The organism is Kitasatospora sp. NPDC002551, from assembly GCF_040296005.1.
Taxonomy (GTDB): Bacteria; Actinomycetota; Actinomycetes; order Streptomycetales; family Streptomycetaceae; genus Kitasatospora.
The window spans coordinates 70110-94669 of record NZ_JBEOWI010000039.1; the positions used below are offsets into that span (position 1 = coordinate 70110).

20 protein-coding genes are annotated in these 24560 nt (G+C 74.4%); 8 read left to right on the forward strand and 12 right to left on the reverse strand.

What is annotated here, in order from left to right; translation table 11 throughout:
* The first annotated feature begins 35 nt into the window (after positions 1–35).
* Both ABT093_RS28105 and ABT093_RS28110 read left to right on the forward strand, forming a co-directional pair.
* On the forward strand, positions 36–944 hold the full coding sequence (locus tag ABT093_RS28105) for a RecB family exonuclease (protein WP_350569206.1): 909 nt from the start codon (positions 36–38) through the stop codon (positions 942–944).
* On the forward strand, positions 945–1616 hold the full coding sequence (locus ABT093_RS28110; RefSeq protein ID WP_350569208.1) for a response regulator: 672 nt from the start codon (positions 945–947) through the stop codon (positions 1614–1616).
* 101 nt (positions 1617–1717) lie between these two features.
* Here ABT093_RS28110 and ABT093_RS28115 read toward each other — a convergent pair whose 3' ends face one another.
* The 3 genes from ABT093_RS28115 to metH all read right to left on the reverse strand — a co-directional run bounded on the left by ABT093_RS28115 (position 1718) and on the right by metH (position 7961).
* Positions 1718–3319, reverse strand: a complete 1602-nt coding sequence (locus ABT093_RS28115; RefSeq protein WP_350569209.1) for an ABC transporter substrate-binding protein — start codon at positions 3317–3319, stop codon at positions 1718–1720.
* Between the two features lie 290 nt (positions 3320–3609).
* Complete coding sequence (locus ABT093_RS28120) at positions 3610–4311, reverse strand: HAD family hydrolase (RefSeq protein WP_350569211.1); 702 nt, start codon at positions 4309–4311, stop codon at positions 3610–3612.
* Between the two features lie 140 nt (positions 4312–4451).
* The gene (gene metH, locus ABT093_RS28125) at positions 4452–7961 is read right to left on the reverse strand and encodes a methionine synthase (protein ID WP_350569213.1); all 3510 of its coding nucleotides are present in this window, start codon (positions 7959–7961) and stop codon (positions 4452–4454) included.
* A gap of 144 nt (positions 7962–8105) precedes the next feature.
* Between metH and ABT093_RS28130 the strand changes: the two genes are divergently transcribed.
* The gene (locus ABT093_RS28130) at positions 8106–9206 is read left to right on the forward strand and encodes a glycoside hydrolase family 18 protein (RefSeq protein ID WP_350569214.1); all 1101 of its coding nucleotides are present in this window, start codon (positions 8106–8108) and stop codon (positions 9204–9206) included.
* Between the two features lie 3 nt (positions 9207–9209).
* On the opposite strand, the gene ABT093_RS28135 is transcribed toward ABT093_RS28130, so the two are convergent.
* Positions 9210–9737, reverse strand: coding sequence for an SRPBCC family protein (locus ABT093_RS28135; RefSeq protein WP_350569216.1), 528 nt, complete (start codon positions 9735–9737; stop codon positions 9210–9212).
* A 317-nt stretch (positions 9738–10054) separates the two neighbouring features.
* Here ABT093_RS28135 and ABT093_RS28140 point away from each other — a divergent pair, with 317 nt between their 5' ends.
* Positions 10055–11005 carry a PAC2 family protein gene (locus ABT093_RS28140; RefSeq protein ID WP_350569218.1) on the forward strand — a complete coding sequence of 317 codons (951 nt, stop codon included), beginning with the start codon at positions 10055–10057 and terminating at the stop codon, positions 11003–11005.
* Between the two features lie 73 nt (positions 11006–11078).
* On the opposite strand, the gene mshC is transcribed toward ABT093_RS28140, so the two are convergent.
* The 6 genes from mshC to ABT093_RS28170 form a co-directional block, all read right to left on the reverse strand.
* Positions 11079–12308, reverse strand: a complete 1230-nt coding sequence (gene mshC / locus ABT093_RS28145; protein ID WP_350569219.1) for a cysteine--1-D-myo-inosityl 2-amino-2-deoxy-alpha-D-glucopyranoside ligase — start codon at positions 12306–12308, stop codon at positions 11079–11081.
* Positions 12309–12551: 243 nt separating this feature from the next.
* Positions 12552–13421 (reverse strand): dioxygenase family protein, encoded by an 870-nt coding sequence (locus ABT093_RS28150; protein ID WP_350569221.1) that lies wholly within the window; start codon positions 13419–13421, stop codon positions 12552–12554.
* Positions 13422–13562: 141 nt separating this feature from the next.
* Positions 13563–14480, reverse strand: coding sequence for a helix-turn-helix domain-containing protein (locus ABT093_RS28155; protein ID WP_350569222.1), 918 nt, complete (start codon positions 14478–14480; stop codon positions 13563–13565).
* 150 nt (positions 14481–14630) lie between these two features.
* A complete protein-coding gene (locus ABT093_RS28160) occupies positions 14631–15407 on the reverse strand; it encodes an SCO1664 family protein (protein WP_350569235.1) in 777 nt (258 codons plus the stop codon).
* A 92-nt stretch (positions 15408–15499) separates the two neighbouring features.
* Positions 15500–16069, reverse strand: a complete 570-nt coding sequence (locus ABT093_RS28165; protein WP_350569223.1) for a DUF3090 domain-containing protein — start codon at positions 16067–16069, stop codon at positions 15500–15502.
* Positions 16070–16298: 229 nt separating this feature from the next.
* Complete coding sequence (locus tag ABT093_RS28170; RefSeq protein WP_350569224.1) at positions 16299–17006, reverse strand: MSMEG_4193 family putative phosphomutase; 708 nt, start codon at positions 17004–17006, stop codon at positions 16299–16301.
* A 131-nt stretch (positions 17007–17137) separates the two neighbouring features.
* On the opposite strand from ABT093_RS28170, the gene ABT093_RS28175 reads away from it, so the two are divergent.
* Positions 17138–18130, forward strand: coding sequence for a magnesium and cobalt transport protein CorA (locus tag ABT093_RS28175; protein ID WP_350569225.1), 993 nt, complete (start codon positions 17138–17140; stop codon positions 18128–18130).
* A 90-nt stretch (positions 18131–18220) separates the two neighbouring features.
* Here ABT093_RS28175 and ABT093_RS28180 read toward each other — a convergent pair whose 3' ends face one another.
* A complete protein-coding gene (locus ABT093_RS28180; RefSeq protein ID WP_350569227.1) occupies positions 18221–19279 on the reverse strand; it encodes an LLM class F420-dependent oxidoreductase in 1059 nt (352 codons plus the stop codon).
* Positions 19280–19566: 287 nt separating this feature from the next.
* Between ABT093_RS28180 and ABT093_RS28185 the strand changes: the two genes are divergently transcribed.
* Together ABT093_RS28185 and ABT093_RS28190 are read left to right on the forward strand one after the other, a co-directional pair.
* Entirely contained in the window at positions 19567–20547 is a 981-nt protein-coding gene (locus ABT093_RS28185; RefSeq protein ID WP_350569229.1) for an aldo/keto reductase, read from the forward strand.
* A gap of 155 nt (positions 20548–20702) precedes the next feature.
* Positions 20703–22919, forward strand: coding sequence for an ATP-binding domain-containing protein (locus ABT093_RS28190; protein WP_350569230.1), 2217 nt, complete (start codon positions 20703–20705; stop codon positions 22917–22919).
* A gap of 403 nt (positions 22920–23322) precedes the next feature.
* On the opposite strand, the gene ABT093_RS28195 is transcribed toward ABT093_RS28190, so the two are convergent.
* Entirely contained in the window at positions 23323–23931 is a 609-nt protein-coding gene (locus ABT093_RS28195; protein WP_350569232.1) for a hypothetical protein, read from the reverse strand.
* Positions 23932–24262: 331 nt separating this feature from the next.
* Between ABT093_RS28195 and ABT093_RS28200 the strand changes: the two genes are divergently transcribed.
* On the forward strand, positions 24263–24472 hold the full coding sequence (locus ABT093_RS28200; RefSeq protein ID WP_037846781.1) for a DUF5703 family protein: 210 nt from the start codon (positions 24263–24265) through the stop codon (positions 24470–24472).
* Positions 24473–24560: the final 88 nt, after the last annotated feature.

Here is a 24560-nt window from a genome sequence, read left to right on the forward strand (position 1 = left end):
GCGGGATGACAGCGCGGGGCAATAGGGTCTGGGATATGCAGCAGACCGAGACCAGCAGTCCCGCCGCGGCCCCGCCCCGTCCGGCGGCGGCCCCGACCGGGCTGTCCCCGTCGCGCGCCGGCGACTTCCTCACCTGCCCGCTGTTGTACCGGCTGCGGGTGATCGACCGGCTGCCCGAGCCGCCGAGCGCGGCGGCGACCCGGGGCACCCTGGTGCACGCGGTGCTGGAGCGGCTGTTCGACTCGCCGGCGGCCGACCGGACGCCGGAGCGGGCGCTGGGGCTGCTGCGCCCGCAGTGGGAGCGGCTGCTGGGCGAGCGCCCGGAGCTGGCCGGGCTGTTCCCGGAGGACCCGGACGGCGCCGCGCTGGCCCGCTGGCTGGCGGACGCGGAGAAGCTGCTCTCCCAGTGGTTCCGGCTGGAGGACCCGACCCGGCTGCACCCGGTGGAGCGCGAGCTCTACGTGGAGACGGCGCTGGATTCGGGGCTGCTGCTGCGCGGCTACATCGACCGGGTGGACGTCGCCCCGACCGGCGAGGTCCGGCTGGTGGACTACAAGACCGGCCGGGCGCCCTCGCGGGACTTCGAGGGCAAGGCGATGTTCCAGATGAAGTTCTACGCACTGGTGGTCTGGCGCTGGAAGGGCGTGATCCCCAAGCGGCTGCAGCTGGTCTACCTGGGCGGCGGCGGGGACGTGGTCAGCTACGACCCGGACGAGGCGGACCTGCTGGCGGTGGAGCGCAAGCTGCTGGCGCTGTGGGAGCGGATCGGCCGGGCGGTGGCGACCGGCGACTTCCCGGCGACCCGCAACCGGCTCTGCGACTGGTGCGACCACCGGGCCAGCTGTCCGGAGTTCGGCGGCACGCCCCCGCCGTACCCGCTGCCGCTGGCGCGTACGTCCGACGAGGGCGATCCCACGGGGGATCCCATGAACAAGGAGTCCTAGGTGACGATCCGAGTGCTGCTGGTCGACGACCAGCCGCTGCTGCGCACCGGTTTCCGGATGATCCTGGAGGCCGAGTCCGACCTGGTGGTGGTCGGCGAGGCCGGCGACGGCCAGCAGGCGCTGGACCAGGTGCGGGCGCTGCAGCCCGACGTGGTGCTGATGGACATCCGGATGCCGCGGATGGACGGTGTCGAGGCGACCCGCCGGATCGCCGGTCCGGGGCGGGACGGCCCGGCGAAGGTGCTGGTGCTGACCACCTTCGACCTGGACGAGTACGTGGTGGAGGCGCTGCGCGCGGGGGCGAGCGGCTTCCTGCTGAAGGACGTGCCGGCCGAGGAGCTGGTGCAGGCGATCCGGGTGGTGGCGGACGGCGCGGCGATGCTGGCCCCGTCGATCACCCGGCGGCTGCTGGACATGTACGCCACCAAGCTGCCCTCGGGCGACGAGACGCCTCCGCAGGCGCTGAACGCGCTGACCGAGCGGGAGCTGGAGGTGCTGAAGCTGGTGGCGCGCGGGCTGTCGAACGCGGAGATCGCGGCGGAGCTGTTCGTCAGCGAGACGACGGTGAAGACGCACGTCGGCCATGTGCTGACCAAGCTCCAGCTGCGCGACCGGGTGCAGGCGGCGGTGTACGCCTACGAGAGCGGGCTGGTGCGCCCGGGCACGCTGTAGGGCCCGGAGGGACGGCGAGCGGCCCGTCCGCTCCCCCGGCCGGTGGCCGGGTGGGGCGGGCGGGCCGCTCAGCGCCGCGGGGGCTGCGTGCCGCCGCGCTGCTACTTGCCGCTGCGGCCGATCTCCCAGAAGCGGAAGAAGCCGGTGGTGTCGACGGTGGACTCCACACCCGTGATGTTGGAGCGGGAGGTGAAGAACGCCTTGTTCTGGAACAGCGGGATGAGCGGGGCGTTGGTGGCGACGATGCCCTGGATCTGGGCGTAGGTGCCGGTCGCGGCGGCCCGGTCGGTCTGCTTGAGGGTGTCGGGCACCAGCTTCTGGCTGATCTGCGGGTCGTCCCAGCCGTGGTGGTACGAGCCGCCGTCGACGATCAGCGGGGCGACGTAGTTGTCCGGGTCCGGGTAGTCCGCGAACCAGCCGATCGTGTACAGCTGGTACTTGCCCTCGTTCCAGCCCTTCTTGTAGGTGTCCCAGTCGGGCTCCTGCTGGACGGTGATCTGGAACAGGCCGCCGGCCTCCAGCTGCTTCTTCAGCGTCTCGGCCTCGGCGGCCTCGGCGCGCGAGCGCGACCAGGTGAGGGTGAGCTTGACCGGGGTGGACACCTTGGCGGCGGTGAGGATGGCCTTGGCCTTGGTGACGTCCTGGTCGCCGTAGCGGTCGAAGAAGGCCGTGTTGTGGCCGGTGACGCCGGCCGGGACCATCGAGTACAGCGGCTGGACGGTGCGCGCGAAGACGTCGCGGGCCAGCGACTTGCGGTCGATCAGCTGGGCGGCCGCCTGGCGGACGGCGACGTTGCCGCCGGTGGCGTCCTTGGTGTTGAAGACCAGGTAGCGGGTGTCGTTGCTGTCGCCCTCGACGACGCGCAGGTCGGTCTTGCCGCCCTGCTGGTCGGAGAGGATCTGCGCGGCGGTGTTCGGCTCCAGGCTGTTGTCGGCGAGGTCGACGTCGCCGTTGTCCAGCGCGGTCTTGAGGTCGGCCGGCTTGTCGTAGTAGCGCAGGGTGAACTTCTTGTTCCGCAGCTTGGCGTCGCCGGTGTACTTGTCGTTCGGCAGCAGCACGACCTTCGCCGGGCCGCCGTTGGCCATCGCCTCGACCGATTCGATCCGGTACGGGCCGGAGCCGATCTGCTTGTCGTTGGGCAGCGCCTTGTCGGCCGGGTAGACCTCCTGGTCGACGATGGCGCCGGCCGGGCCGGCCAGCTTCGCGGGGAGGGTGGCGTCGGGCTGGCCGAGGTGGAAGACCACCTCGGTGTCGTTGGGCGCCTCGACGGACTTGATCGACGACAGCAGGCCGGCCGGGCCGTTCGGGTCGTTGATCTTCAGGGTCCGCTGGATCGAGTGGACGACGTCGGCGGCGGTGAGCGCGTGGCCGTTGGAGAACTTCAGCCCGGACTTGAGCGTGCAGTGGTACTGGGTGGCGTCACCGGCGGTGAACTCGCAGGACTGCGCGGCGTCCGGGGTGGGCGCGCTGGAGGCGGCCGGGTAGCTGAGCAGCGACTGGAAGGTGTTGCGCATCAGCAGCCAGGAGCCGGCGTCGTAGGCGATGGCCGGGTCCAGGGAGCTGGTCAGCGCGGTCGTGCCCATGGTGATCGCCTTGTCGCCGTCCCCCTTGACGGCGTCGGTGACCGAGCCGCAGCCGGCCACCGAGGCGGCGACGATTCCGGCACAGCCGAGCACGGCCAGTCGTTCAGCTGAAGTCTTCACGGGTCGCGTCCTTCTGGGGTGCGGTCCGGCTGCGATCGCGGGCACGACGGGGGGTGCCCGTCAGCGGCGGTGCCTGGGCTCGGGGGTGGAACGAACTGGAGTAGCGTGCCATATCGAACACACACCCCCGACACCCGCACAGGTGACGTTTGGGACACGGCGACGGGGCTCTGGGCTGGCCCGTCCGACGAGTTGTCAGGCAATGCCCGTTTTCTCCCGGGGCGCTCCCCCGGGCCGGGCGGCCCTGCCCGCTTACCGGTCGGTAGTGGCGCTCCGCAATGAGACGACAATCACACTCGCGAGGCCACCAGGGAGCGCAGCAGCTCCAGATCGACCTGCTCCAGCGAGGAGAGCACCAGCCGCCCCGGGGCCGGCTCGATCGGCGCCACCGAGGGCACCGCGATCACCGGGCAGCCGGCCGCCTCGGCGGCCCGCACCCCGGTCGGCGCGTCCTCCACCACCACGCAGCGGGCCGGGTCGGCACCCAGCCGGCGGGCCGCCTCCAGGTACGGGTCCGGGTGCGGCTTGGTGCGCGGCACCTCGTCCCCGGCGACCGAGAACGCGAAGTGCTCGGCGCCCAGCGAGCGGAGCACGATGTCGATGATGTGCCGGTGCGAGGCGGACACCAGCGCGGCCGGCACGCCGTGCGCGGCCAGCGTGTTGAGCAGCCGCTCGGCGCCCGGCATCAGCGGCACCCCGCCGCCGAGCAGGTCGACGAAGCGCTGGTTGATCAGCACGGTCAGGTCGGCCGGCGACAGGTCCACCCCGGTGCTGCTCAGCAGGTGGTCGATCACCCGGGTCATCGGGCCGCCGACCACGTGGGCACGGTCCTCGGCGGTCAGCTGGTAGCCCAGGTCGGCGAAGAGCGAGGCCTCCGCCTGCCACCAGAAGTCCTCGGTGTCGACCAGCGTCCCGTCCATGTCCAGCAGCACCGCCTGGAGGCCCCGGTCGTCGTCGCCGAGGAGCTGGGTGGCGGTGGAGATGGTGGTCATGGCGGGATCCTTCCGTCCGTGCCCGGATCGGCCCCGGGGATGGCACGGGCCGGCCCGCTGGTGAGCGGACCGGCCCGTTCAGGATCATCAAGGATACGCCCGGAGCGCCCGGATCGGGCGAACGTTGCGCAACCCGTGCGTTACCGGGCGTTGAAGTACTTCGCCTCCGGGTGGTGGATCACGATCGCGTCGGTGGACTGCTCCGGGTGCAGCTGGAACTCCTCGGAGAGCACCACGCCGATCCGCTCCGGCTTCAGCAGCTCGGCGATCTTGGCGCGGTCCTCCAGCTCCGGGCAGGCCCCGTAGCCCAGCGAGAACCGGGCGCCGCGGTACTTGAGCGCGAACATGTCCTTGACGTCCTGCGGGTCCTCGTCGCCGAAGCCCAGCTCGTAGCGGACCCGGGCGTGCCAGAACTCGGCCAGCGCCTCGGCCAGCTGGACGGACAGGCCGTGCAGCTCCAGGTAGTCGCGGTAGGAGTTGTCGGCGAACAGCTCGTTGGCCGCCTCGGAGATCCGGTTGCCCATGGTGACCACCTGGAGGCCGACCACGTCGCGCACCCCGGACTCCTCCGGGCGGAAGAAGTCCGCCAGGCACAGCCGCCGCCCGCGCCGCTGGCGCGGGAAGGTGAAGCGGGTCCGCTCGGTGCCGTCCTCGTGGAAGACGATCAGGTCGTCGCCCTTGGAGTTGGCCGGGAAGTAGCCGTAGACCACGGCCGCCTCCAGCCAGCCCTCGGTCTGCAGCCGGTCCAGCCACATCCGCAGCCGCGGCCGGCCCTCGGTCTCCACCAGCTCCTCGTAGGAGGGCCCCTCGCCGCTGCGGGCGGCCTTCAGCCCCCACTGGCCCTTGAACAGCGCGTCCTCGTCCAGCCAGGAGGCGTAGTCGGCGAACGGCACGCCCTTGACGATCCGCTCGCCCCAGAACGGCGGGGCCGGCACCCGGTTGTCCGCCGCCACGTCGGAGCGGATCTGGCCGAGGTTGACCTCCTCCGGCTCCTCGACCTCCACCCGGGCGTGCCGGCGCTGCTTGAGCTCCGGCAGCACCGCGCCCGGCACGCCGCGCTTGACCGCGATCAGCGCGTCCATCAGCCGCAGGCCCTCGAAGGCGTCCCGGGCGTAGCGGACCTCGCCCTCGTAGATCTCGTACAGGTCCTGCTCGACGTAGGCGCGGGTCAGCGCGGCGCCGCCGAGGATCACCGGGAACTGGGCCGCCAGCTTGCGCTGGTTCAGCTCCTCCAGGTTCTCCTTCATGATCACGGTGGACTTGACCAGCAGGCCGGACATCCCGATGACGTCCGCGTTGTGCTCCTGCGCGGCGTCCAGGATCGCCGAGACCGGCTGCTTGATGCCCAGGTTGACCACGTTGTAGCCGTTGTTGGACAGGATGATGTCGACCAGGTTCTTGCCGATGTCGTGGACGTCGCCCTTCACGGTGGCCAGCACGATGGTGCCCTTGCCCTCCGAGTCGGACTTCTCCATGTGCGGCTCCAGGTGCGCCACCGCGGTCTTCATCACCTCGGCGGACTGGAGCACGAACGGCAGCTGCATCTGGCCGGAGCCGAACAGCTCGCCGACCACCTTCATGCCGGACAGCAGGGTGTCGTTGATGATCTCCAGCGCCGGACGGGCCGTCAGCGCCTCGTCCAGGTCGGCCTCCAGGCCGGCCCGCTCGCCGTCGATGATCCGGCGCTGCAGGCGCTCGTCCAGCGGCAGCGCCGCCAGCTCCTGCGCCTTGGACGCCTTGACCGAGGCCGAGGAGACGCCCTCGAACAGCTCCAGCAGGCGCTGCAGCGGGTCGTAGCCGTCCCGGCGGCGGTCGTACACCAGGTCGAGCGCGGCCTCGCGCTGGTCCTCCGGGATCCGCGAGATCGGCAGGATCTTGGAGGCGTGCACGATCGCCGAGTCCAGGCCGGCCTCCACGCACTCGTGCAGGAAGACCGAGTTGAGGACGACCCGGGCGGCCGGGTTGAGGCCGAAGGAGATGTTGGACAGGCCCAGCGTGGTCTGCACCGCCGGGCGGCGGCGCTTCAGCTCGCGGATCGCCTCGATGGTCTCGATGCCGTCCCGGCGGGACTCCTCCTGGCCGGTGGCCAGGGTGAAGGTCAGACAGTCGACCAGGATCGAGCCCTCGTCGATGCCGTAGTCGGCGGTGAGCTCGGCGATCAGCCGCTCGGCGATCTCCACCTTCTTGTCGGCGGTGCGGGCCTGGCCCTCCTCGTCGATGGTGAGCGCGATCAGGCCGGCGCCGTGCTCGCGGGCCAGCGAGGCGATCCGCCCGAACCGCGACTCCGGGGCGTTGCCGTCCTCGTAGTTGACCGAGTTGAGCACCGCGCGGCCGCCGAGCGCCTCCAGGCCCGCCCGCAGCACCTCCGGCTCGGTGGAGTCCAGCACGATCGGCAGGGTCGAGGCGGTGGCCAGCCGGCCGGCGATCTCCTTCATGTCGGCGACGCCGTCGCGGCCGACGTAGTCCACGCACAGGTCCAGCAGGTGCGAACCGTCCCGGATCTGGTCGCGGGCGATCTCCACGCAGGCCTGCCAGTCGCCGGCCAGCATCGACTCGCGGAACTTCTTCGAGCCGTTGGCGTTGGTGCGCTCGCCGATCGCCAGGTACGAGGTGTCCTGACGGAACGGCACCGACTGGTACAGCGAGGCCGCGGACGGCTCCGGGCGCGGGTCGCGCGGGGTCACCGGACGGCCCTGCACCCGCTCGACCACCTGGCGCAGGTGCTCGGGGGTGGTGCCGCAGCAGCCGCCGACCAGCGACAGCCCGTACTCGCGGGTGAAGACGTCGTGCGCGTCGGCCAGCTCGGACGGGCTCAGCGGGTAGTGCGCGCCGTCCTTGCCCAGCACCGGCAGACCGGCGTTCGGCATGCAGGACAGGCCGATCCGGGCGTTCTTCGCCAGGTAGCGCAGGTGCTCGCTCATCTCGGCCGGGCCGGTGGCGCAGTTCAGGCCGATGTAGTCGACGCCCAGCGGCTCCAGGGCGGTCAGCGCGGCGCCGATCTCCGAGCCGAGCAGCATGGTGCCGGTGGTCTCGACGGTCACCTGGGCCAGCACCGGCAGGTCCACGCCCGCATCGGCCAGCGCCTGCTTGGAGCCGAGGATCGCGGCCTTGGTCTGCAGCAGGTCCTGGCTGGTCTCCACCAGCAGGGCGTCCGCGCCGCCGGCGATCAGACCGGCCGCGTTCTGCCGGAAGCCCTCGCGCAGCGTCTCGTAGGGGGCGTGGCCGAGGGTCGGCAGCTTGGTGCCGGGGCCGATCGAGCCGAGCACCCAGCGCGGCCGGCCGTCCACGGCGGTGTGCGCGTCGGCGGACTCGCGGGCCAGCCGGGCACCGGCCTCGGAGAGCTCGTGGATCCGCTCGGCGATCTCGTACTCGCCGAGCGCGGAGTGGTTGGCACCGAAGGTGTTGGTCTCCACGCAGTCCACGCCCACCGCGAAGTAGGCGTCGTGCACCGAGCGGACGATGTCGGGCCGGGTCAGGTTGAGGACCTCGTTGCAGCCCTCCAGGTTCTGGAAGTCCTCCAGCGTGGGGTCCTGTGCCTGGAGCATGGTTCCCATCGCTCCGTCGGCCACCACCACACGGGTGGCCAGTGCCTCGCGCAGCGCGTTCGCGCGGCTCTGCCGGGTGACGGACGGGGTGGCTGCAGTGGCCATGGGGCTTCTCCCTGGGTGCGACGGCTGTCGGCTTTGCGCACCCGCTGGATCGGGGACGCACGTGGCCAGGGTATCGGGCCCGGGGCCGGTGGCGACCACCAGTTCCGTATCCTGAACGCTCGGCCATGAGGGGGGAACGACGGCATGACCGCATTCCGGACACGACTACGAGACGGGGCGCGCCGGGCGCCGGGGTGGGCCGCGGCCCGGGCGCGGGCGCTGCGGGCCCGCTGGCGCGGCTGGTCGTGGTGGCGGAAGACGCTGGTGGTGGCGGTGACGGCGCTCGCCGTGGTCGCCCTGCCGGTCGGCTCGGCGGCCCTCGCGCTGCGCCTGCAGTACGTCGGCGATCCCTCGCCCGAGGCCCGTACCCGGGGGCGCGACGCGGTCTGGCTCGGCCACGCCTGGGTCGACGGCCGGAAGGGTGACGCCGACATCGCCGACCTCGCCCGGCGGCTGGCCGGCACGGGCGTACGGGACCTGTACGTGCACACCGGACCGCTGGAGCACGACGGCTCGCTGCCGCCCTCCGTCCACCCCCGCGCCCGCTGGTTCACCGACGCCGCCCACCGGGCGCTGCCCGGCATCCGGGTGCAGAGCTGGCTCGGCGACGAGGTGAAGCCGGAGAAGGACGCCCTCGACCTGGAGGACGTCGCCACCCGCGCGCGGGTCACCGCCTCCGCCGTCCAGGTGCTGGACCTCGGCTTCGACGGCGTGCACTTCGACATGGAGCCGATCCGGCCCGGCTCGAAGGGCTGGCTCGACCTGCTGGAGCGGGTGCGCCCGGTCACCGCCGGCCGCGGCGCCGTGCTCTCGGTGGCCGCCCCGCAGATCGACCCGCTGCCGTACCAGCACACCGTGGGCATCGCGCTCACCGGCCACGGCAAGTGGTGGGACCAGGCGTACTTCGCGGCCACCGCGCGCCGGGTCGACCAGATCGCGCTGATGACCTACGACTCCAGCATGCCGACCGAGGGGTTCTACGGCGCCTACAACGCCTACCAGACCGAACTCGCCCTGGAGGCCACCCCCGAGGACGTCGACCTGCTGATGGGCCTGCCGTTCTACTGGGAGGACAAGTGGGGCCACTGGGGCGACGCCGAGACGGTGACCGCCGGGATCCGGGGCATCCGGCTGGGCCTGGGCCGGTACGACCTGCAGCGGCAAAGCTTCGGCGTCGGCCTGTACGTGGACTTCGCCGCCACCGAGCAGAACTGGGCCGACTACCGGCGCGAGTGGGTGCGGTAGCGCTCAGGCCGGGGACATCCGGTGGGCCAGCGCGGCCAGGAAGCGGTGGACGGCGGCGCCCTCGCCGGTCACGTAGTGCGAGACGGCCCGGTACAGCGGCTGGTAGACCTCGCCGCGCTCGGTGACGGTGAGCGTGCAGCCCCCGCCGGCCCCGGTCAGCACGAACGTCCAGGTCCCGCCGTACGGCAGGTCGGGGTCGGCGATGCCGGTCACCAGGCGGTGCGGGGCCTCGCTCTCCAGCACCTCGTACACGGTGTGGCCGTGCCGCCCGTACTCGCACCAGCGGGCCAGGCCGGCCGCGGTGGCGGGCAGCCGCTCGACCCGCGACACGTCCGGGCGCCAGGCCGGGAAGAGCTCGACGTCGGTCAGCACCTCCCAGACCGCGCCGGGCGGCTGCGCCAGGTCCAGACCGCCCCCGCTGACGTGCTCCACCGGCAGCCGCCGTCCCGCGGCCAGGGCCGCCGCCACCGCCGCGGCCGCACCGGCCGCCAGCACCGCCACCGCGCCGCCCGTCCACCGCCATCCGCACATCCGCCGGCTCCTCGCAGCCTCGCCGCCCGGCCCCCGCCTCCCATCATCGCGCCGCCGCCGTGCTCCGGCACGGGGCGGACGGCGGCGGGGCCGGCGGGCGGGCGGATAACCGGTGGATCGTGGCCGTCCCCTCCCCCAGACTGTCCCGGTGGCCCGGCGGAACGGGGCTTCAAAGCCCGTAGGCTGGGCAGGTAGGGAACCATGGAGCGAGGCGTTCCATGGGTGACGAGAGGTTCGACCGTCGGCATCCGGCCCGCCGGCGCCCGGGCAGTCCCGGCCGGGCGGGGCGGAGGCGGCCGACCGGAGGGAGACGCTGGGTGATCGAGCTGGAAGATGTTCCCGAGTTGATCGACCCGGTGATGGTCTGCGCCTTCGAGGGGTGGAACGACGCGGGCGACGCCGCCTCCGCGGCCCTGGCGCATCTGGACGAGACCTGGGGCGGCAAGGTGTTCGCCGCGCTCGACGCGGAGGACTACTACGACTTCCAGGTCAACCGGCCCACCGTGTGGCTGGACGGCGGGGTGCGCCGGATCACCTGGCCGACCACCAGACTCTCGGTGATCCGGGTGACCGAGCCGAAGACCCGCGACGTCGTCCTGGTGCGCGGCATCGAGCCGAGCATGCGGTGGCGCTCGTTCTGCAACGAGCTGCTCGGCTTCGCGCACGAGCTGGGCGTCGAGCTGGTGGTGATCCTGGGCGCGCTGCTCGGCGACACCCCGCACAGCCGTCCGGTGCCGGTCAGCGGCGTCACCTCCGACCCCGAGCTGGCCCGTCGGCTGGAGCTGGAGGAGAGCCGCTACGAGGGCCCGACCGGGATCGTCGGGGTGCTGCAGGAGGCCTGCACGCACGCCGGGGTGCCGGCGGTGACGCTCTGGGCGGCGGTGCCGCACTACGTCGCGCAGCCGCCCAACCCGAAGGCCACCCTGGCGCTGATCAACAAGCTGGAGGACCTGCTGGACCTGCGCATCCCGCCGGGCGACCTCGGCGAGGACGCCCGGGCCTGGCAGCTGGGCGTGGACCAGCTGGCCGCCGAGGACAGCGAGGTCGCCGAGTACGTCCAGCAGCTGGAGGAGGCGCAGGACACCGCGGAGCTGCCGGAGGCCTCGGGCGACGCGATCGCCCGGGAGTTCGAGCGCTACCTGCGGCGCCGGGAGAACGTCGGGCCGACCGGGGAGAAGCCGGTCGCCGGGCACGCCACCGCGGAGCGGCCCGCCGATCCGGAGCCGCCGTCCGCCCGGGAGAGCCAGGACGGTGCCGAGGAGGAGTGAGTCCCCTCCCCGCACGGACGCCGAAGGGGCGCCGGGACCAGTGGTCCCGGCGCCCCTTCGGCGTACGGATCCGCTAGAGCGCCACGCCGAGCAGCGCGTCCACGGTGCGGGTGACCAGGCCGGGGGCGCCGGTGTCGGTGCCGCCCTCCGCCTGCTGCGCGGCGGCCCAGCGGTCCACGGCGGCCAGCGCGGCGGGCGCGTCGAGGTCGTCGGCGAGCGCCGCGCGGACCTCGGCGAGCAGCTGCTCGGCGGCCGGGCCGTCCGGCCGGGAGACGGCGGCGCGCCAGCGGGCGAGCCGCTCGACGGCCTCGTCCAGGGTCGCCTTGGTCCACTCCCAGTCCTCGCGGTAGTGGTGCGAGAGCAGGGCGAGGCGGATCGCGGCCGGGTCGACGCCCTCGCGGCGCAGCGCCGAGACGAAGACCAGGTTGCCGCGGGACTTGGACATCTTGTGGCCGTCCAGGCCGACCATGCCGGCGTGCACGTACGCCCGGGCGTACGGGTGCGCGCCGGTGGCGACCTGGGCGTGCGAGGCGCCCATCTCGTGGTGCGGGAAGGAGAGGTCGCTGCCGCCGCCCTGGATGTCGAAGGACATCCCGAGGAACTGCAGCGCGATGGCGACGCACTCGATGTGCCAGCCGGGGCGGCCGTGGCCGAGCTCGGTGTCCCAGGCGGGCTCGCCGGGGCGGGCCGCGAGCCAGAGCAGGGCGTCCAGCGGGTGGCGCTTGCCGGGACGCTCCGGGTCGCCGCCGCGCTCGGCGAAGAGCGGGTGCATGGCCTCGCGGGTGAGGCCGGAGACCTCGCCGAAGCGCGGGTCGGCCTCGACCGAGAAGTAGATGTCGCCGTCCAGCTCGTAGGCGGCCCCGCTCGCGAGCAGCTTCTGGACCAGCGGGACGATCCACGGGATGGACTCGACGGCGCCGATGTAGTGGGCCGGCGGGAGCAGCCGCAGCGCGGTCATGTCCTCGCGGAAGAGCGCGGTCTCGCGCTCGGCGAGGGCCACCCAGTCCTGGCCGGTCTCGACCGCGCGCTGCAGCAGCGGGTCGTCGACGTCGGTGACGTTCTGCACGTAGAGGACGTCGTGGCCGGCGTCCTTCCACACCCGCTGCACCAGGTCGAAGGCGTTGTAGGTGGCGGCGTGGCCCATGTGGGTCGCGTCGTAGGGCGTGATGCCGCAGACGTAGATCCGGGCGGTGCCGTCCTGCGGCACGACCTCCCGGATGCCTCCCGTCGCGGTGTCGTGGATTCGGAGGGGGAGCCCCTGACCAGGCAGGGCGGGAACCTCGGAGGCGGGCCAGGCATGCATGGCATTGACTTTAACCGTGAGAACATTTGAAAGCCTAACCAGTCGGCAAGATCGACTGGATTCGCTTCTTTTCGTGGCCCGGTCGGTTCCGGACCGATAGTGCCCGGCGCTTGACAGCGCCGGGCAACCGTCCCGGATCCGCCCCGCGCACGGCCTCGCGGGGCGGACCGGGCGGACGGGCCGCCCGGCCGGCCCTGCCGCCGACCGGGCGCCCGCGACCCTCTTGGCGCGCGGCCGGAGCCGCTACAACCGCCGCCAGAGGGCCGGCACGTTCGGCGGCTCCCACCCGGTGATGGCCGTGTGCCCCTGGAGGCACTGGTAGGAGGCGCCGCCATAGGTGACGCGGTCGCCCGCGTTGTAGAAGGTGCCGGCGGCCCAGGTGCCGCCGCCGGTCTGGGTCGGCGTCGGCGAGGTGGGCGTCGGCGTGGTGGGCGTGGCCGTCGGGGTCGGGGTCTGCGCCACGTTGAGCACGAAGTCGAACGTGCCCTCCTTGGCCGAGCCGACCTGGCGGACGTTCATCAGCAGCCGCGCGTCGTAGATGGTGTCGGTGCTGTTGCGCGGCTCGTTCGGGAAGTACAGCTGGGTGGTGACCACCGGCCGGTTGGGCGCCTGGAGCTTGACGTGGATGTGCCGGGTGCGGCCCGGGTAGAGGCCGGGCACGATCGTGGTGAGGCTGAACGCGCCCTGGGCGTTGGTGAACTGGTGCCCGCGGAAGGTGAAGCCGACGTTGTCGTAGTTGCCGTTCACGTCGGCCTGCCAGAAGTCCATCAGGACGTTGGCCACCGGAAGGCAGGCGCGGCCGAAGACGTAGCCGCTGACCGTGAGCCGGGTACCCGGGGTGCTGTCGGTGATGAGCGAGGTGCGCAGCGGGGAGTTGGGCTTGAAGTAGGGCCCCTCGGTCTGCTCGATGGTCGGGGCGTCGCCGTCGTGGCACTCGGGGGTGAAGTCCGGCATCTCGCCGGTCCCCACCCGGTCACGGGCCAGGGCGACGCCTCCGCCGACCAGCAGCGGCGCGGTGCCGAGCACGGCGGCGGCCCTGAGGACGGTCTTGCGGCTGATCCGGCGGTCGATCGGACCGTCCGTCCCGGTGAGGGGCTCTTCGGACGCGGGCATGCGCCGACTCCTTTGCTGTCAGTGTGGGGGATCCGGTGGTGCTGTCCGGGGGCGGCCCTTGCCATGGTGGGGGCATGACAAGGACCGGGCCGGCGGGCCGCCCGCTCGCGCCGGGCGGTCCGCCGGTGGCCAGCAGTCAACCTACGGGCCGTCCGGAGCCGCCGCGATGGACGTGATCCGGGGATCGTGGTGATTTCCTCCGACCCTCGCCCGGAACTCCCCCGGCGTCATCCCGGTCTCCCGCCGGAAGAACCGGCAGAAGTACGCCGGATCGCCGAAACCGGCCTCCCGGGAGACCTGCCGCACGGTCAGTTCGGTGCAGGCCAGCAGGCGTTTGGCCTCCAGGGTCTGCTGCTGGCGGATCAGCCGGCCCGGGGTGCGGCCGGTCGCCTGTTTGACCGTCGCCTGCAGGTGCCCCGGGGAGACGCCCAGCTCGTGCGCGCAGGAGGCGACCGAGCGCTGCACCCCGCCCGGGGTGGCGATCAGCCGGGTGAAGGCGGCCGCGAGGTCCCCGGTGCGGCCGGGGAGCGCGCCCGCGCCGCCGGGCGAACAGGCCCGCAGGGCGCGCACGACGAGGATGTGCAGGCTGGCCCGCAGCACACCCGGGTAGCCGGTCGCCCGGGCCCGGTACTCGGCCTCCATGTCCGCCAGCAGTCCGGCGATCGGCCCGGCCTGCTCCCCCAGCCGCACCGCCGGGCGGGAGGCGAGGGTGCGCAGCGCGACGAGGTCCTGGGGGTGGGACAGCAGGAAGTCCTCGTTGAACAGCACGACCTGTCCGGTGAGGTCGTCCGCGTCCGCCCAGTAGTGCACCTGGCCGGGTGCGATCACGCACAACTGCGGGGGCTGCAGCGGCCGCTGGACCAGGTCCAGGACGTGGGCGCCGCGCCCTCCGGTGAGGAAGACGATCTCGTAGAAGGAGTGCCGGTGGGGGAAGCCGGCCCGGGACAACGGGCCGATCGCGTCGAAACTGCCGATCGCGAACGGGAGCAGATGCGGCAGCGGGACCTGGAGGCGGTGCAGCGGCAGGTCCAGGTGGGGGGTGGTCCGTCGCTCGTCCATCGTCGCAGTGTGCGGCCAGGGCGGCTCACCGGTCCAGACCAATACCGGCTGAGCCGCCCCGTGGACCTTGGGATCGAGGGGTGGACCGCTGCCGGGCCTTCGGCTCGGGCCGGAGAGCCCGCCCCGAGCGGGATCGGGCGAGCGGGCGAGTCACACCGGCGGCCAGGGGATGGAGGGCCAGTCCTCGGAGGGCAGGGGGTGGGTGCCGGTGGCGAGCAGGGCGGCCACCCGGGCCCGGGTGGCGTCCAGCTCGGCGGCGGTCAGGTGCGGGGCCAGCCGCTCCCCCAGCGCGCCGTCCAGCCCGTCGGCCAGCCCGGCCAGCACCGCGGGCGCCTCGGCGGGCAGCGGCTGCCCGGCCCAGCCCCAGAGCAGGGTGCGCAGCTTGCCCTCGGTGTTGAAGGTGACGCCGTGGTCGATGCCGTAGAGGCGGCCGTCGGCGGCCGGGATCAGGTGGCCGCCCTTGCGGTCGGCGTTGTTGAGGACGGCGTCCAGCACCGCGAGCCGGCGCAGCCGCCCGTCGTCGGGGTGGACCAGCAGCGCGGTGCGCCCGTCGCCGACCTCGGCCCGGACGATCGGCAGCCAGCCGTCCTCGGGGCCGCGCGGGTCCTGGAGCGCGAGCAGCGGGGCGGCGTCCGGGTCGGGCTCCACCCACAGCTGCACCATGCCGGGGCCGTGCGGGCCCTCGCGCAGCACGGTGGGCGGGACCAGACCCCAGCCGGTGGCGGCGGACAGCTCGTACGCGGCGACCTCGCGGCCGGCCAGGGTGCCGTCCGGGAAGTCCCACAGCGGGCGCTCGCCGGCCACCGGCTTGTAGACGGCCTGCGCCGCGCCGCCGTCGGGCGCGGTGACGGTGCAGTAGAGGGCGGCGTTGGAGGCGTCGGTGAGCCGGCCGTGCACGGTCAGCTCGCCCTCGCGCAGCAGCCGCAGCGCGCTCGGCGGGTCGGCGGCGAGGGCGGCGGCCGCGGCGGGGTCGGACCGCGGCGGCTCCGGCGGGTCGGCGGGCCGCGCGGTCGGGGCGTTCAGCGCCGGTACCCGTTCGCGCGCGGGCACAGGTGGCCCTCCGGGTCGAGCGGCAGGTTGCAGAACGGGCAGGGCTTGCGGCCGGCCGCGACGAGGTCCAGGGCGCGCTTGGCGAACACCCGGGCCATCGCGCCGGACAGCCGCACCCGGAGCATGTCGGGGCCGTTCTCGTCGTCCTCGAAGACGGCGGCGCCCTCGTCCTCGCCCTCCTCGTCCTCGACCAGCGCCTGGGCCTCGACGACCAGGCAGCCGTCCACGCTGTCCCAGGCGAGCGCCATCGTGCCGACCCGGAACTCCTGCTCCAGCGGCAGGTCCAGCGGCGCGGTGTCGAGCAGGTCCTGCGGGGCGGTGGCCGGGATGGTGGCGTCACCGCCGCTGCGGCGCAGCGCCTCGTCGAGGACCTCGTCGATCCGCTCGGCGAGCGCGGCGACCTGGGTCTTCTCCAGCAGCACGCTGGTGATCCGCCCACGGGCGCTGGCCTGCAGGTAGAACGCCCGGGCGCCGGGCTGGCCGACGGTGCCGGCCACGAACCGTTCGGGCTGGTCGTAGAAGAAGACCTGACGGGTCACGCTCTCGCTCCGGGTCGTATCGATCGTCGTGGACGTCCGCGGACGCCGCTGGGGTCGGTCGGGGGTCGGGGCTGGGTGGTCCGGGGTGCCCGGGCCTGCGGCGCGGGGACCCACTGGTCACCCTACGACCTCCGGGGCCGCGCCGGGGAGCCGAGGCCCGGGGCGGGGGCCGGGACGCGGGCCGGCGGGGTTCGGGCGGGCCGCCCGGCGGGCGGGTCGGGCGGGCGGCTCAGGCCGCGCCGGTGGAACCGCCGACCACCGCGTCCCCGCTCGGGCCGCCGCGCCCGGCCGGGCCTGCGGGCCGCGGGGCGAGGGCGGCGAGGTCGCCGGTGTCGCCCATCCGCAGCACGAAGGGGCGCCGCGCGGTGTAGCGGATCGCGGTGACCGAGCAGGGGTCGACGTTGATCCGCTGGAAGTGGTCGAGGTGCAGGCCGAGCGCGTCGGCCACCACCGCCTTGATCACGTCGCCGTGCGAGCAGGCGATCCAGACCGCGTCCTCGCCGTGCTCGGCGGCGATCTTCTCGTTCCACTCGCGGACCGCGTTCACCGTGCGGTGGCTCAGCTCGCGCAGCGACTCGCCGCCGGGGAAGGCGGCGGCGGCCGCGTGGTCCTGGACGGTGCGCCACAGCGGCTCCTTGGCCAGCTCGGCCAGCGGCCGGCCGGTCCACTCGCCGTAGTGGCACTCGCCGAGCCGCTCGTCCAGCGCGGGGCCGGCCAGGCCGGGGCGGGCGGCGAGCAGCGGCTCCAGGGTCTGCCGGCAGCGCTCCAGCGGGCTGCTGACCGCCTGGACCAGCGGGACCGCGGCGAGCCGGTCGGCGAGGGCGGCGGCCTGCGCGCGCCCGGTGTCGTCGAGCTCCACCCCGGGCGTCCAACCGGCCAGGATTCCGGCGGTGTTCGCGGTGGAGCGGCCGTGGCGGACGAGCAGCAGGGTGGGCATGGGGCCTACCCTACGGCCTCCCGCGCCGGGACGGGCCCGCCCCCGGGTCCTGCCCGGGAGCGGGCGGACGGGCCGGTCCCGGGGCGAACCGCCGTCGCGGCGGATGTCCCGGAAGAGGCCGAGAGGCCACAATGGCCCGCATGATCGTCCATTGCGCCATCTACCGCGACGGCCGACCGGTCGCGACGCCCGCGGACCCGGCCGGCAGCCTCGCCGCCGCGCGCGCGGCGGGTCCGGGCGGCTTCGTCTGGATAGGCCTGTTCGAGCCCACCACCGAGGAACTCGACCGGGTCGGCGCCGAGTTCGGCCTGCACCCGCTGGCCGTCGAGGACGCGGTCGGCGCCCACCAGCGCCCCAAGGTGGAGCCGTACCAGGGCTCGCTGTTCGTGGCGCTCAAGACCCTGGGCTACCACCCCGGCGGCCACGCGGTGACCAGCGGCGAGGTGATGCTCTTCGTCGGCGAGGACTTCGTGATGACCGTCCGGCACGGCGCCGACACCCCGCTCGGTGACCTGCGCTCCCAGCTGGAGCGGCAGCCGGAGGTGCTCAGGTTCGGCCCGAGCGCCGTGCTGCACTCGGTCTGCGACACGGTGGTGGACGGCTACGTGGACGTGGCCGTCGGCATCCAGGCGGACCTCGACGAGCTGGAGGCGGACGTCTTCGCGCCCGGGCGGGTGGGGCGCGACATCGCGGGCCGGATCTACGGCTACAAGCGGCAGCTGGTGACCGTCCGCCGGGCCACCGGCCCGCTGGTCGACCCGATGCTGCGGCTGGAACGCGGCGGCGTGCCGTACGTGCGGCCCGAGGCGCTGCCCTACCTGCGGGACGTCGCCGACCACCTGGCCCGCACCAACGACCAGGTGGAGGGCATGGACCGGCTGCTGTCGGACATCCTGGCGGCCAATCTGGCGCAGGTCAGCGTGCAGCAGAACAACGACATGCGGAAGATCTCCGCCTGGGCGGCGCTGGCCGCCGTGCCGACGATGATCGCCGGCGTCTACGGGATGAACTTCGAGCACATGCCCGAGCTGCGCCAGCCGTGGGGCTACCCGGCGGCGGTCGCGCTGATGGTCACGGTCTGCGTACTGCTGCACCGGGTGTTCAAGCGGCACGACTGGCTCTGACCGGGCGGGGCCGCCCCTCCCCGTGGGCGCGGGAAGAGGCGGCGGCCGTCGCGCGGGGGCCGTCACCGGGGAGCCGTCACCGGGGAGCCGTCACGCGAGGCCGGCGCGCTCCAGGGCCTCGACGCCGGTGCGCAGCGCCGTGATCCGCTCGTCGAGCGTGAAGCCGGCCGGGGCCAGGGTGAGCGTGGTGACCCCGGCGTCCGCGTAGGCCTGCATCCGGTCGGCGATCCGGGCGGTGTCGCCGATCAGCGAGGTGGCGTCGATGAGGTCGTGCGGCACGGCGGCGGCCGCGCCCGCGTGGTCCCTGGCCAGGTAGCGCTCCTGGACCTCGTCGGCGGCCTGCTCGTAGCCCATCCGGCGGGCGAGCTGGTTGTAGAAGTTCTTCTCCTTGCTGCCCATGCCGCCGATGTAGAGCGCGGTGTAGGCCCGCTGCGAGTCGACCCCGGCCTCGATGTCCTCGCCGACCGCGATCGCGACCGTCGGGCAGACGTCGAAGCCGTCGAACTCCCGGCCGGGCTCGGCGCCGGCCCTGGCGCGGCCGGCCCGCAGCGGGTCGAGCGAGAGCGCGGCGTGCGCGGGGTCGAAGAAGATGCCGAGCCAGCCGTCGGCGATCTCGCCGGTCTGCTCCAGGTTCTTCGGCCCGATGGCGGCGATGTACAGCGGGATGTGCTCGCGCACCGGGTGCACGGTGAGCTTGATCGGCTTGCCCGGGCCGCCGGGCAGCGGCAGCGTCCAGTGGGCGCCCTCGTGGACCAGCCGCTCGCGGGACATCGCCTTGCGGATGATCTCCACGTACTCGCGGGTGCGGGCCAGCGGCTTGTCGAACTTCACGCCGTACCAGCCCTCGGAGACCTGCGGGCCGGAGACGCCGAGGCCGAGCCGGAAGCGGCCGCCGGAGAGGGTGTCCAGGGTGGCGGCGGTCATCGCGGTCATCGCCGGGGTGCGGGCCGGGATCTGGAAGATGGCCGAGCCGACGTCGATCCGCTCGGTCCGGGCGGCGACGTAGGAGAGCACGGTGGCCGCGTCCGAGCCGTACGCCTCGGCGGCCCAGCAGACCGAGTAGCCGAGCCGGTCGGCCTCCTGCGCGACCGCGATGTTGTCGGCGTCCATGCCGAGTCCCCAGTAGCCGAGGTTGATGCCGAGTCGCATGGGGGCACTGCCTTCCAGTCGGGTTGCTCGGGAGCGCGACGACGCGTCCGGCGACATGCTACTGGCCGGTAGCGGTGTTCCGGGTCACATTTCGGCCGCCGCTCCCGGCACCCCGGCCCGGTGCGGCCGACCGTGATCGTCCTGCGGGTCTGCACACCTGCCCGGGCACCGGCCGCTACGCTCAGCCGACGTGGGGCGCAGCGTCCCACCTGCGGGTTTGTCCCCGGCGCGGGTGCCGCCCGCAGCGTTCCGTCAGCACACCCACGGCCAGCGAGAGGGCCCGTCCGATGGAAAAGCGTCACCTCGGCCGCACCGGCCTGCAGGTCTCCCGGCTCGGCCTCGGCACCATGACCTGGGGTCGCGACACCGACGAGCAGGAGGCCGCCGAACAGCTCAAGGAGTTCGTCGACGCCGGCGGCAACCTCGTCGACACCGCCGACGTCTACGCCGACGGCGACGCCGAGTACCTGCTCTCCCGGCTCACCGACAGCCTGATCCCCCGCTCCGACCTGGTCATCGCCACCAAGGCGGGCAGCGTGCCGGCCTCCGGCCGCCGCTTCGACGGCTCGCGCCGCCATCTGCTCGGCGCGCTCGACGCCTCGCTGCGCCGGATCGGCACCGACTACGTCGACCTCTGGCAGGTGCACGCCTTCGACCCGGCCACCCCGGTCGAGGAGACCCTGAGCGCCCTGGACATCGCCGTCTCCTCCGGCCGCGCCCGCTACGTCGGGGTCTGCGACTTCAGCGGCTGGCAGCTCGCCAGGGCCGCCACCTGGCAGCACGCCCACCACGGCCGGGTGCCGCTGGCCGGGGCGCAGCTGGAGTACTCGCTGCTCCAGCGCGGCATCGAGCGCGAGGCCCTGCCGGCCGCCCGGGAGACCGGGGTGGGCGTGCTGGCCGGCTCCCCGCTCGGACGCGGGGTGCTGACCGGCAAGTACCGGCACGGTCTGCCGCAGGACTCGCGCGGCGCCTCGCCGTACCTGTCCGGGTTCGTCCAGCCCTACCTCGGCGAGCGGGCCCGGCGGATCGTGGACGCCGTCGCCACCGCCGCCGACGGGCTCGCCAGCAGCCCGCTGGCCGTCGCGCTCGCGTGGGTGCGGGACCGCCCCGGCGTGGCGAGCGCGCTGGTCGGGGCGCGGACCGTCGGGCAGCTGCAGGCGGCGCTGTCGGTGGAGGCGCTTACGCTTCCGGAGGAGATCCGCGGTGCGCTCGACGACATCTCGGCGCCGGTCCACCGCTACCCCGACCAGGGGTGGAGCGAGCTGTAGCGGCCGCTCGACCCCGCGACCCGAGCCTGCCCGAACCGACCGACCGCCGGACCGGCCGCCCCCCGCGGCCCCGGACCGGCCCGACCCGGCCGACCGCCCGCACCACGGGGCGGGCGGCGCCCAGCATGTGGAGTTGAGCTTTTGTGGAGCGGACGATGACTGACGCGGAGAACGGCGCTCCGGAGGGGACCCCGGCGGGCTCGGGCGGCGGCGGTACGGCCGGCGGCGCGGGTGCCGTTCCCGAGCAGGCGTCGCCGGAGCGGGGCGCGGGCGAGCAGCCCGTGGAGGAGCAGAGCGGGGGCGGACAGGGCGCGGCGGACGCGGGCGAGCGGGCGGACGCCGGCCCGGCGGACCGGGCGGCGGCGGTCGCGGCGCTGGCGGAGCGGGTGCGCTCGGTCGGGCGGTCCGACGGCGGCTCCGACGGCCCGGCGGCCGGGGCCCCGGCCGAGGGCGGGGCGTCCGCCGCCGGGACCGACCGGGCGGTGACCGACGAGCAGCGGGCGCAGGCGCTCCGGGCCACCGCCGAGGTGCTGACGGCGGGCGGCGCTCCCGCCGAGCTGGCCGGCGCCGCCGTGGCGGTGTTCGGCGACGGCGCGGCCGAGCAGCTGCGCGAGGACCCCTGGGCGGTGCTCACCCTGCCCGGCGTCCGTCCCGAGCACGCGGACGGCTTCGCCCGCGGCCTGCTCGGCCCGGCCGCCGGCCCCGGCGACCAGCGGCGCGCCCAGGCGCTGGTCGGCTGGCTGCTGGAGCAGGCGGCGCTGCGCGGTCACTCGGCCCTGGAGATCGGCGAAGTGACCGCCGGACTGGAGCGGCTCGGCGTGCCGGACCCCGGCGCCGCCGTCCAGGCCGCCGTGCTCGACGGCCGGGCGATGCCGTTCCAGGAGGAGCTCACCGGCGCCGAGGCGCACGCGGCGGGCGGCGACGAGGAGGACGAGCCGCCGACCCGCACCCTGCTCGCCCTGGAGCGGCTCGCGCTGGCCGAGGAGAGCCTGGCCGACGGCCTGGTCCGGCTGATGTCCACCTTCGTCCCCGGCGAGGACCCGGCGGAGGTCCCGGCGCAGGGCCCGGCGGAGGACCCGGAGCGCGACGCCGACGGCGACGCGTCTGCCGAGAAGGGCGCCGAGGCGGCCGAGGAGGGCGCCGAGGCGGCCGAGGAGGCGCCCGTCGCCCCCGGGCCGGCCGCCTGGGAGGCCGCCGCGGCCGCCGCCCCGTCCTCCTCCGCCGCCGCCCTGATCCGGGCCGCCGCCGAGCACGCCCTCGTCCTGCACACCGGCGGCGAGGCCGCCCGCGCCGAACCGGCCGCCCTGCTGGCCGCCGCGACCGGCCTCGGCCTGCGCGCCTGGGCCGCCACCTGGACCGACCACGGCCGGGACGCCTTCACCGCGCTCGCCCCGCTCGCCGACGCCCCGGCACCGGCGCCGGTGGCCACGCTGGCCGAACTGCTCGCCGGCCCGGCCGGGCCCGGCCGGGCCGCCGACGGCACCCTCGCGCTCGACCTGCTGATCGTGCCGGACGCCCCGCTGCTGGACGTCGAGCTGGCCGCCACCCTGCTGGAGTCGCTGGCGGACGGCACCCGCCTGGTGCTCAGCGGCGACCCGGGCCAGCTCTGGTCGGCCGGCCCCGGCCGGTTCTTCGCCGACCTGCTGGCCGCCAAGGCCTGCCCGGCCGTCGCCTCCCGCACCCCCGACTTCGGCCCGATCGGCGAGCTGGTCTCCGGCGTCGGCATCGGCGAGCTGCAGCCGGTCGAGGCGCCCGACAAGGAGGTGGTCATCCTGACCGCCAAGGACGCCGGGGAGGCCGTCCACCGCGCCGTCCAGCTGCTCACCGACTCCATCCCGCGCGCCCTCGGCATCCCCTCCGAGCAGGTCGTCCTGCTCACCCCGGGGCACGGCGGCGGGGCCGGCACCCGGGCGCTGAACGCCGCCGCCAAGGCCCGGCTCAACCCCGGCCCGGGCCGGTTCGCCGGCTTCGACCCGGGCGACCGGGTCGTCGACTCGCCCGCGCCCGGCCACACCCGGACGGCCCGGGTGCTCGACGGCGACGCCACCGGTCTGCACCTGGAGTACCCGGACGGCACCCGCCGTACCGTCCCGCCCGCCGAGGCCGGAAAGCTGCGGCACGGCTGGGCGCTGACCGTCCACCAGGCTGTCGGCCGCCGCTGGCCGGGCGCGGTGGTGGTGCTGCCGGACGACGCGGCCTCGGCGCTCACCCGGCAGTGGGTGTACACGGCGTTCGGCCGCGGCGAGCGCCACCTCTCGGTGGTCCACGCCGCCGGCCAGGCGCTCCCGCAGGCCGTCGCCACCCGCCCGGCCGCACCCCGGACCACGCGGCTGCGGGCGATCCTCGCGGAGAACGCGGCCGAGTCCTTCTGACGACCGGACGGCCCGGCGTCCTGGCGTCCTGGCCTCCTGACAGCCGCCTCCGCGCGCCGCAACGGCCGCAGGGCCACCCCGGGCTTCCGGGGTGGCCCTGCGTCGTGTCCGGCCCGCAGAGCCATGAACAGGACTCATCGCTGCGGCAGAGAGCAAGCCCTGGGCGCATGGCCTGGGCCCGGCGAAGGGTGGGCGCCGCCCCGGCGGGGACCGCCGCGCCCGTCCCCGCCCCGGGAGGAACGTCCGAAACCATGCGCTCGAAGCGCCCGTTCCGGTCCGTCTCCGCCGCCCTCGCGACCTCCGTGGCCGGTCCGCTCGCCGTCACCGCCGTGCCCGGCGGCGCGCCCGCCGCCCCGCGCGCGGCGGGCGCGCGGGGCCGGGGACCGCGGGTCGGTCTCCGCGCTCAGTCGTCGAGGTCCTCGTCGTCGTAGACCTCGCTCACGTCGAACCGGCAGATCAGCAGCTGCGGGTCCGCGTGCTCGAACGGCTCCGGCAGCCACTCCCCCGGCTCGCTCGGCTCGGCGGCCGCCACCCAGAGCGTGGAGTCGGCCTCCTCCAGCCCGAACTCCTCGCTGCGGGCGGCGATCTCGTCCGGCTCGAACTCGCCGAACAGCACGCCGATCGCGGCGTTCACCCCGCCGCCGTCCGAGCCTCCGCCCGGGGTCAGCGAGTCGTCCAGCCGCTCGGCCTGGGCGCGCAGCCGCTTCGGGTCGACCACGTGGTAGTCGCGGCGGATCAGCACGCTGATCGCCTCGGGCTGCTCGGGGCCGTGGTACCCGCCCGGGCCCTCGTCGCCGGGGACCTCGAAGGGGGTGACCTCGTCGTAGACCTCGTACAGGAGTTGGTCGTACGCGATGGCCGCCGTCGCGAGCTGCTCGTAGGCGGTGGACACAGCGGAATCGTCCGCTGCGCTCTGGCTTGACACCGCTTCCAGATGACGGTCGATGGCGGCCTTGACCGCCTCGGCGGCGGCGCGTACCTCGGCAATGGTGGGCTGCGCGGCATCAGACATGGTGCAGACGCTATCTCCCCTCGGTGCCGGTACGCACAGCGGTTGTCACCTACACCCGCGATTTCACCGCAACTTCCCCCGCGATGTCCGTTCCGGGTGGTTCTGTCCCCCGGGGTGCCGCCCCGCGGCGCGCGCCGGGCGCCCGCGCGGGACGTCCGCGCGGTCCGTCCGGGTGCCGCTTCGCACGGCGCGCCGGGGGTATGCCGTCCCCAGGAGCAACGGAACTGATGCGCTGTCAGCGAGGCGCGGGGCCGGGCGGCCGAAAATACCCGGGCCCGTTGTCGGAGGCAGGCCGTAGGCTTGCTCGCAGGTGTCCCACAGGAGGAGCGTTTTGACCCCACCGAAGCCGGTCCGGCAGCCGGAGTACGAGTACCAGTCGCTGCGCATGCCGCGCGGAACGTCCCGCAACGCGGCCCGCCAACTGCTCACCGATCACGCCGAGTACGGGCACTGGGAACTGGACAGGCTCCGCCTGTTCCCGGACGGCAGCCGCACGGTGCTGCTGCGCCGGCGGATCATCCGGCAGGTACGGAGCTGGTGACGGCGGACGCGGGGGCGGGCGGGCCCCCCCCCCGCCCGGGGCGCCCGGGGGGGGGGGGGGGGGGGCCGGGCGCGGGGGGCGGCGGCGC

Coding starts and splice junctions, on each gene's coding strand:
- ABT093_RS28105 (WP_350569206.1), top strand. CDS start 36: ATGCAGCAGACCGAGACCAGCAGTCCCGCCGCGGCCCCGCCCCGTCCG.
- ABT093_RS28120 (WP_350569211.1), bottom strand. CDS start 4,311: ATGACCACCATCTCCACCGCCACCCAGCTCCTCGGCGACGACGACCGG.
- metH (WP_350569213.1), bottom strand. CDS start 7,961: ATGGCCACTGCAGCCACCCCGTCCGTCACCCGGCAGAGCCGCGCGAAC.
- ABT093_RS28130 (WP_350569214.1), top strand. CDS start 8,106: ATGACCGCATTCCGGACACGACTACGAGACGGGGCGCGCCGGGCGCCG.
- ABT093_RS28135 (WP_350569216.1), bottom strand. CDS start 9,737: ATGTGCGGATGGCGGTGGACGGGCGGCGCGGTGGCGGTGCTGGCGGCC.
- mshC (WP_350569219.1), bottom strand. CDS start 12,308: ATGCATGCCTGGCCCGCCTCCGAGGTTCCCGCCCTGCCTGGTCAGGGG.
- ABT093_RS28150 (WP_350569221.1), bottom strand. CDS start 13,421: ATGCCCGCGTCCGAAGAGCCCCTCACCGGGACGGACGGTCCGATCGAC.
- ABT093_RS28155 (WP_350569222.1), bottom strand. CDS start 14,480: ATGGACGAGCGACGGACCACCCCCCACCTGGACCTGCCGCTGCACCGC.
- ABT093_RS28170 (WP_350569224.1), bottom strand. CDS start 17,006: ATGCCCACCCTGCTGCTCGTCCGCCACGGCCGCTCCACCGCGAACACC.
- ABT093_RS28175 (WP_350569225.1), top strand. CDS start 17,138: ATGGCCCGCATGATCGTCCATTGCGCCATCTACCGCGACGGCCGACCG.
- ABT093_RS28180 (WP_350569227.1), bottom strand. CDS start 19,279: ATGCGACTCGGCATCAACCTCGGCTACTGGGGACTCGGCATGGACGCC.
- ABT093_RS28185 (WP_350569229.1), top strand. CDS start 19,567: ATGGAAAAGCGTCACCTCGGCCGCACCGGCCTGCAGGTCTCCCGGCTC.
- ABT093_RS28190 (WP_350569230.1), top strand. CDS start 20,703: ATGACTGACGCGGAGAACGGCGCTCCGGAGGGGACCCCGGCGGGCTCG.
- ABT093_RS28195 (WP_350569232.1), bottom strand. CDS start 23,931: ATGTCTGATGCCGCGCAGCCCACCATTGCCGAGGTACGCGCCGCCGCC.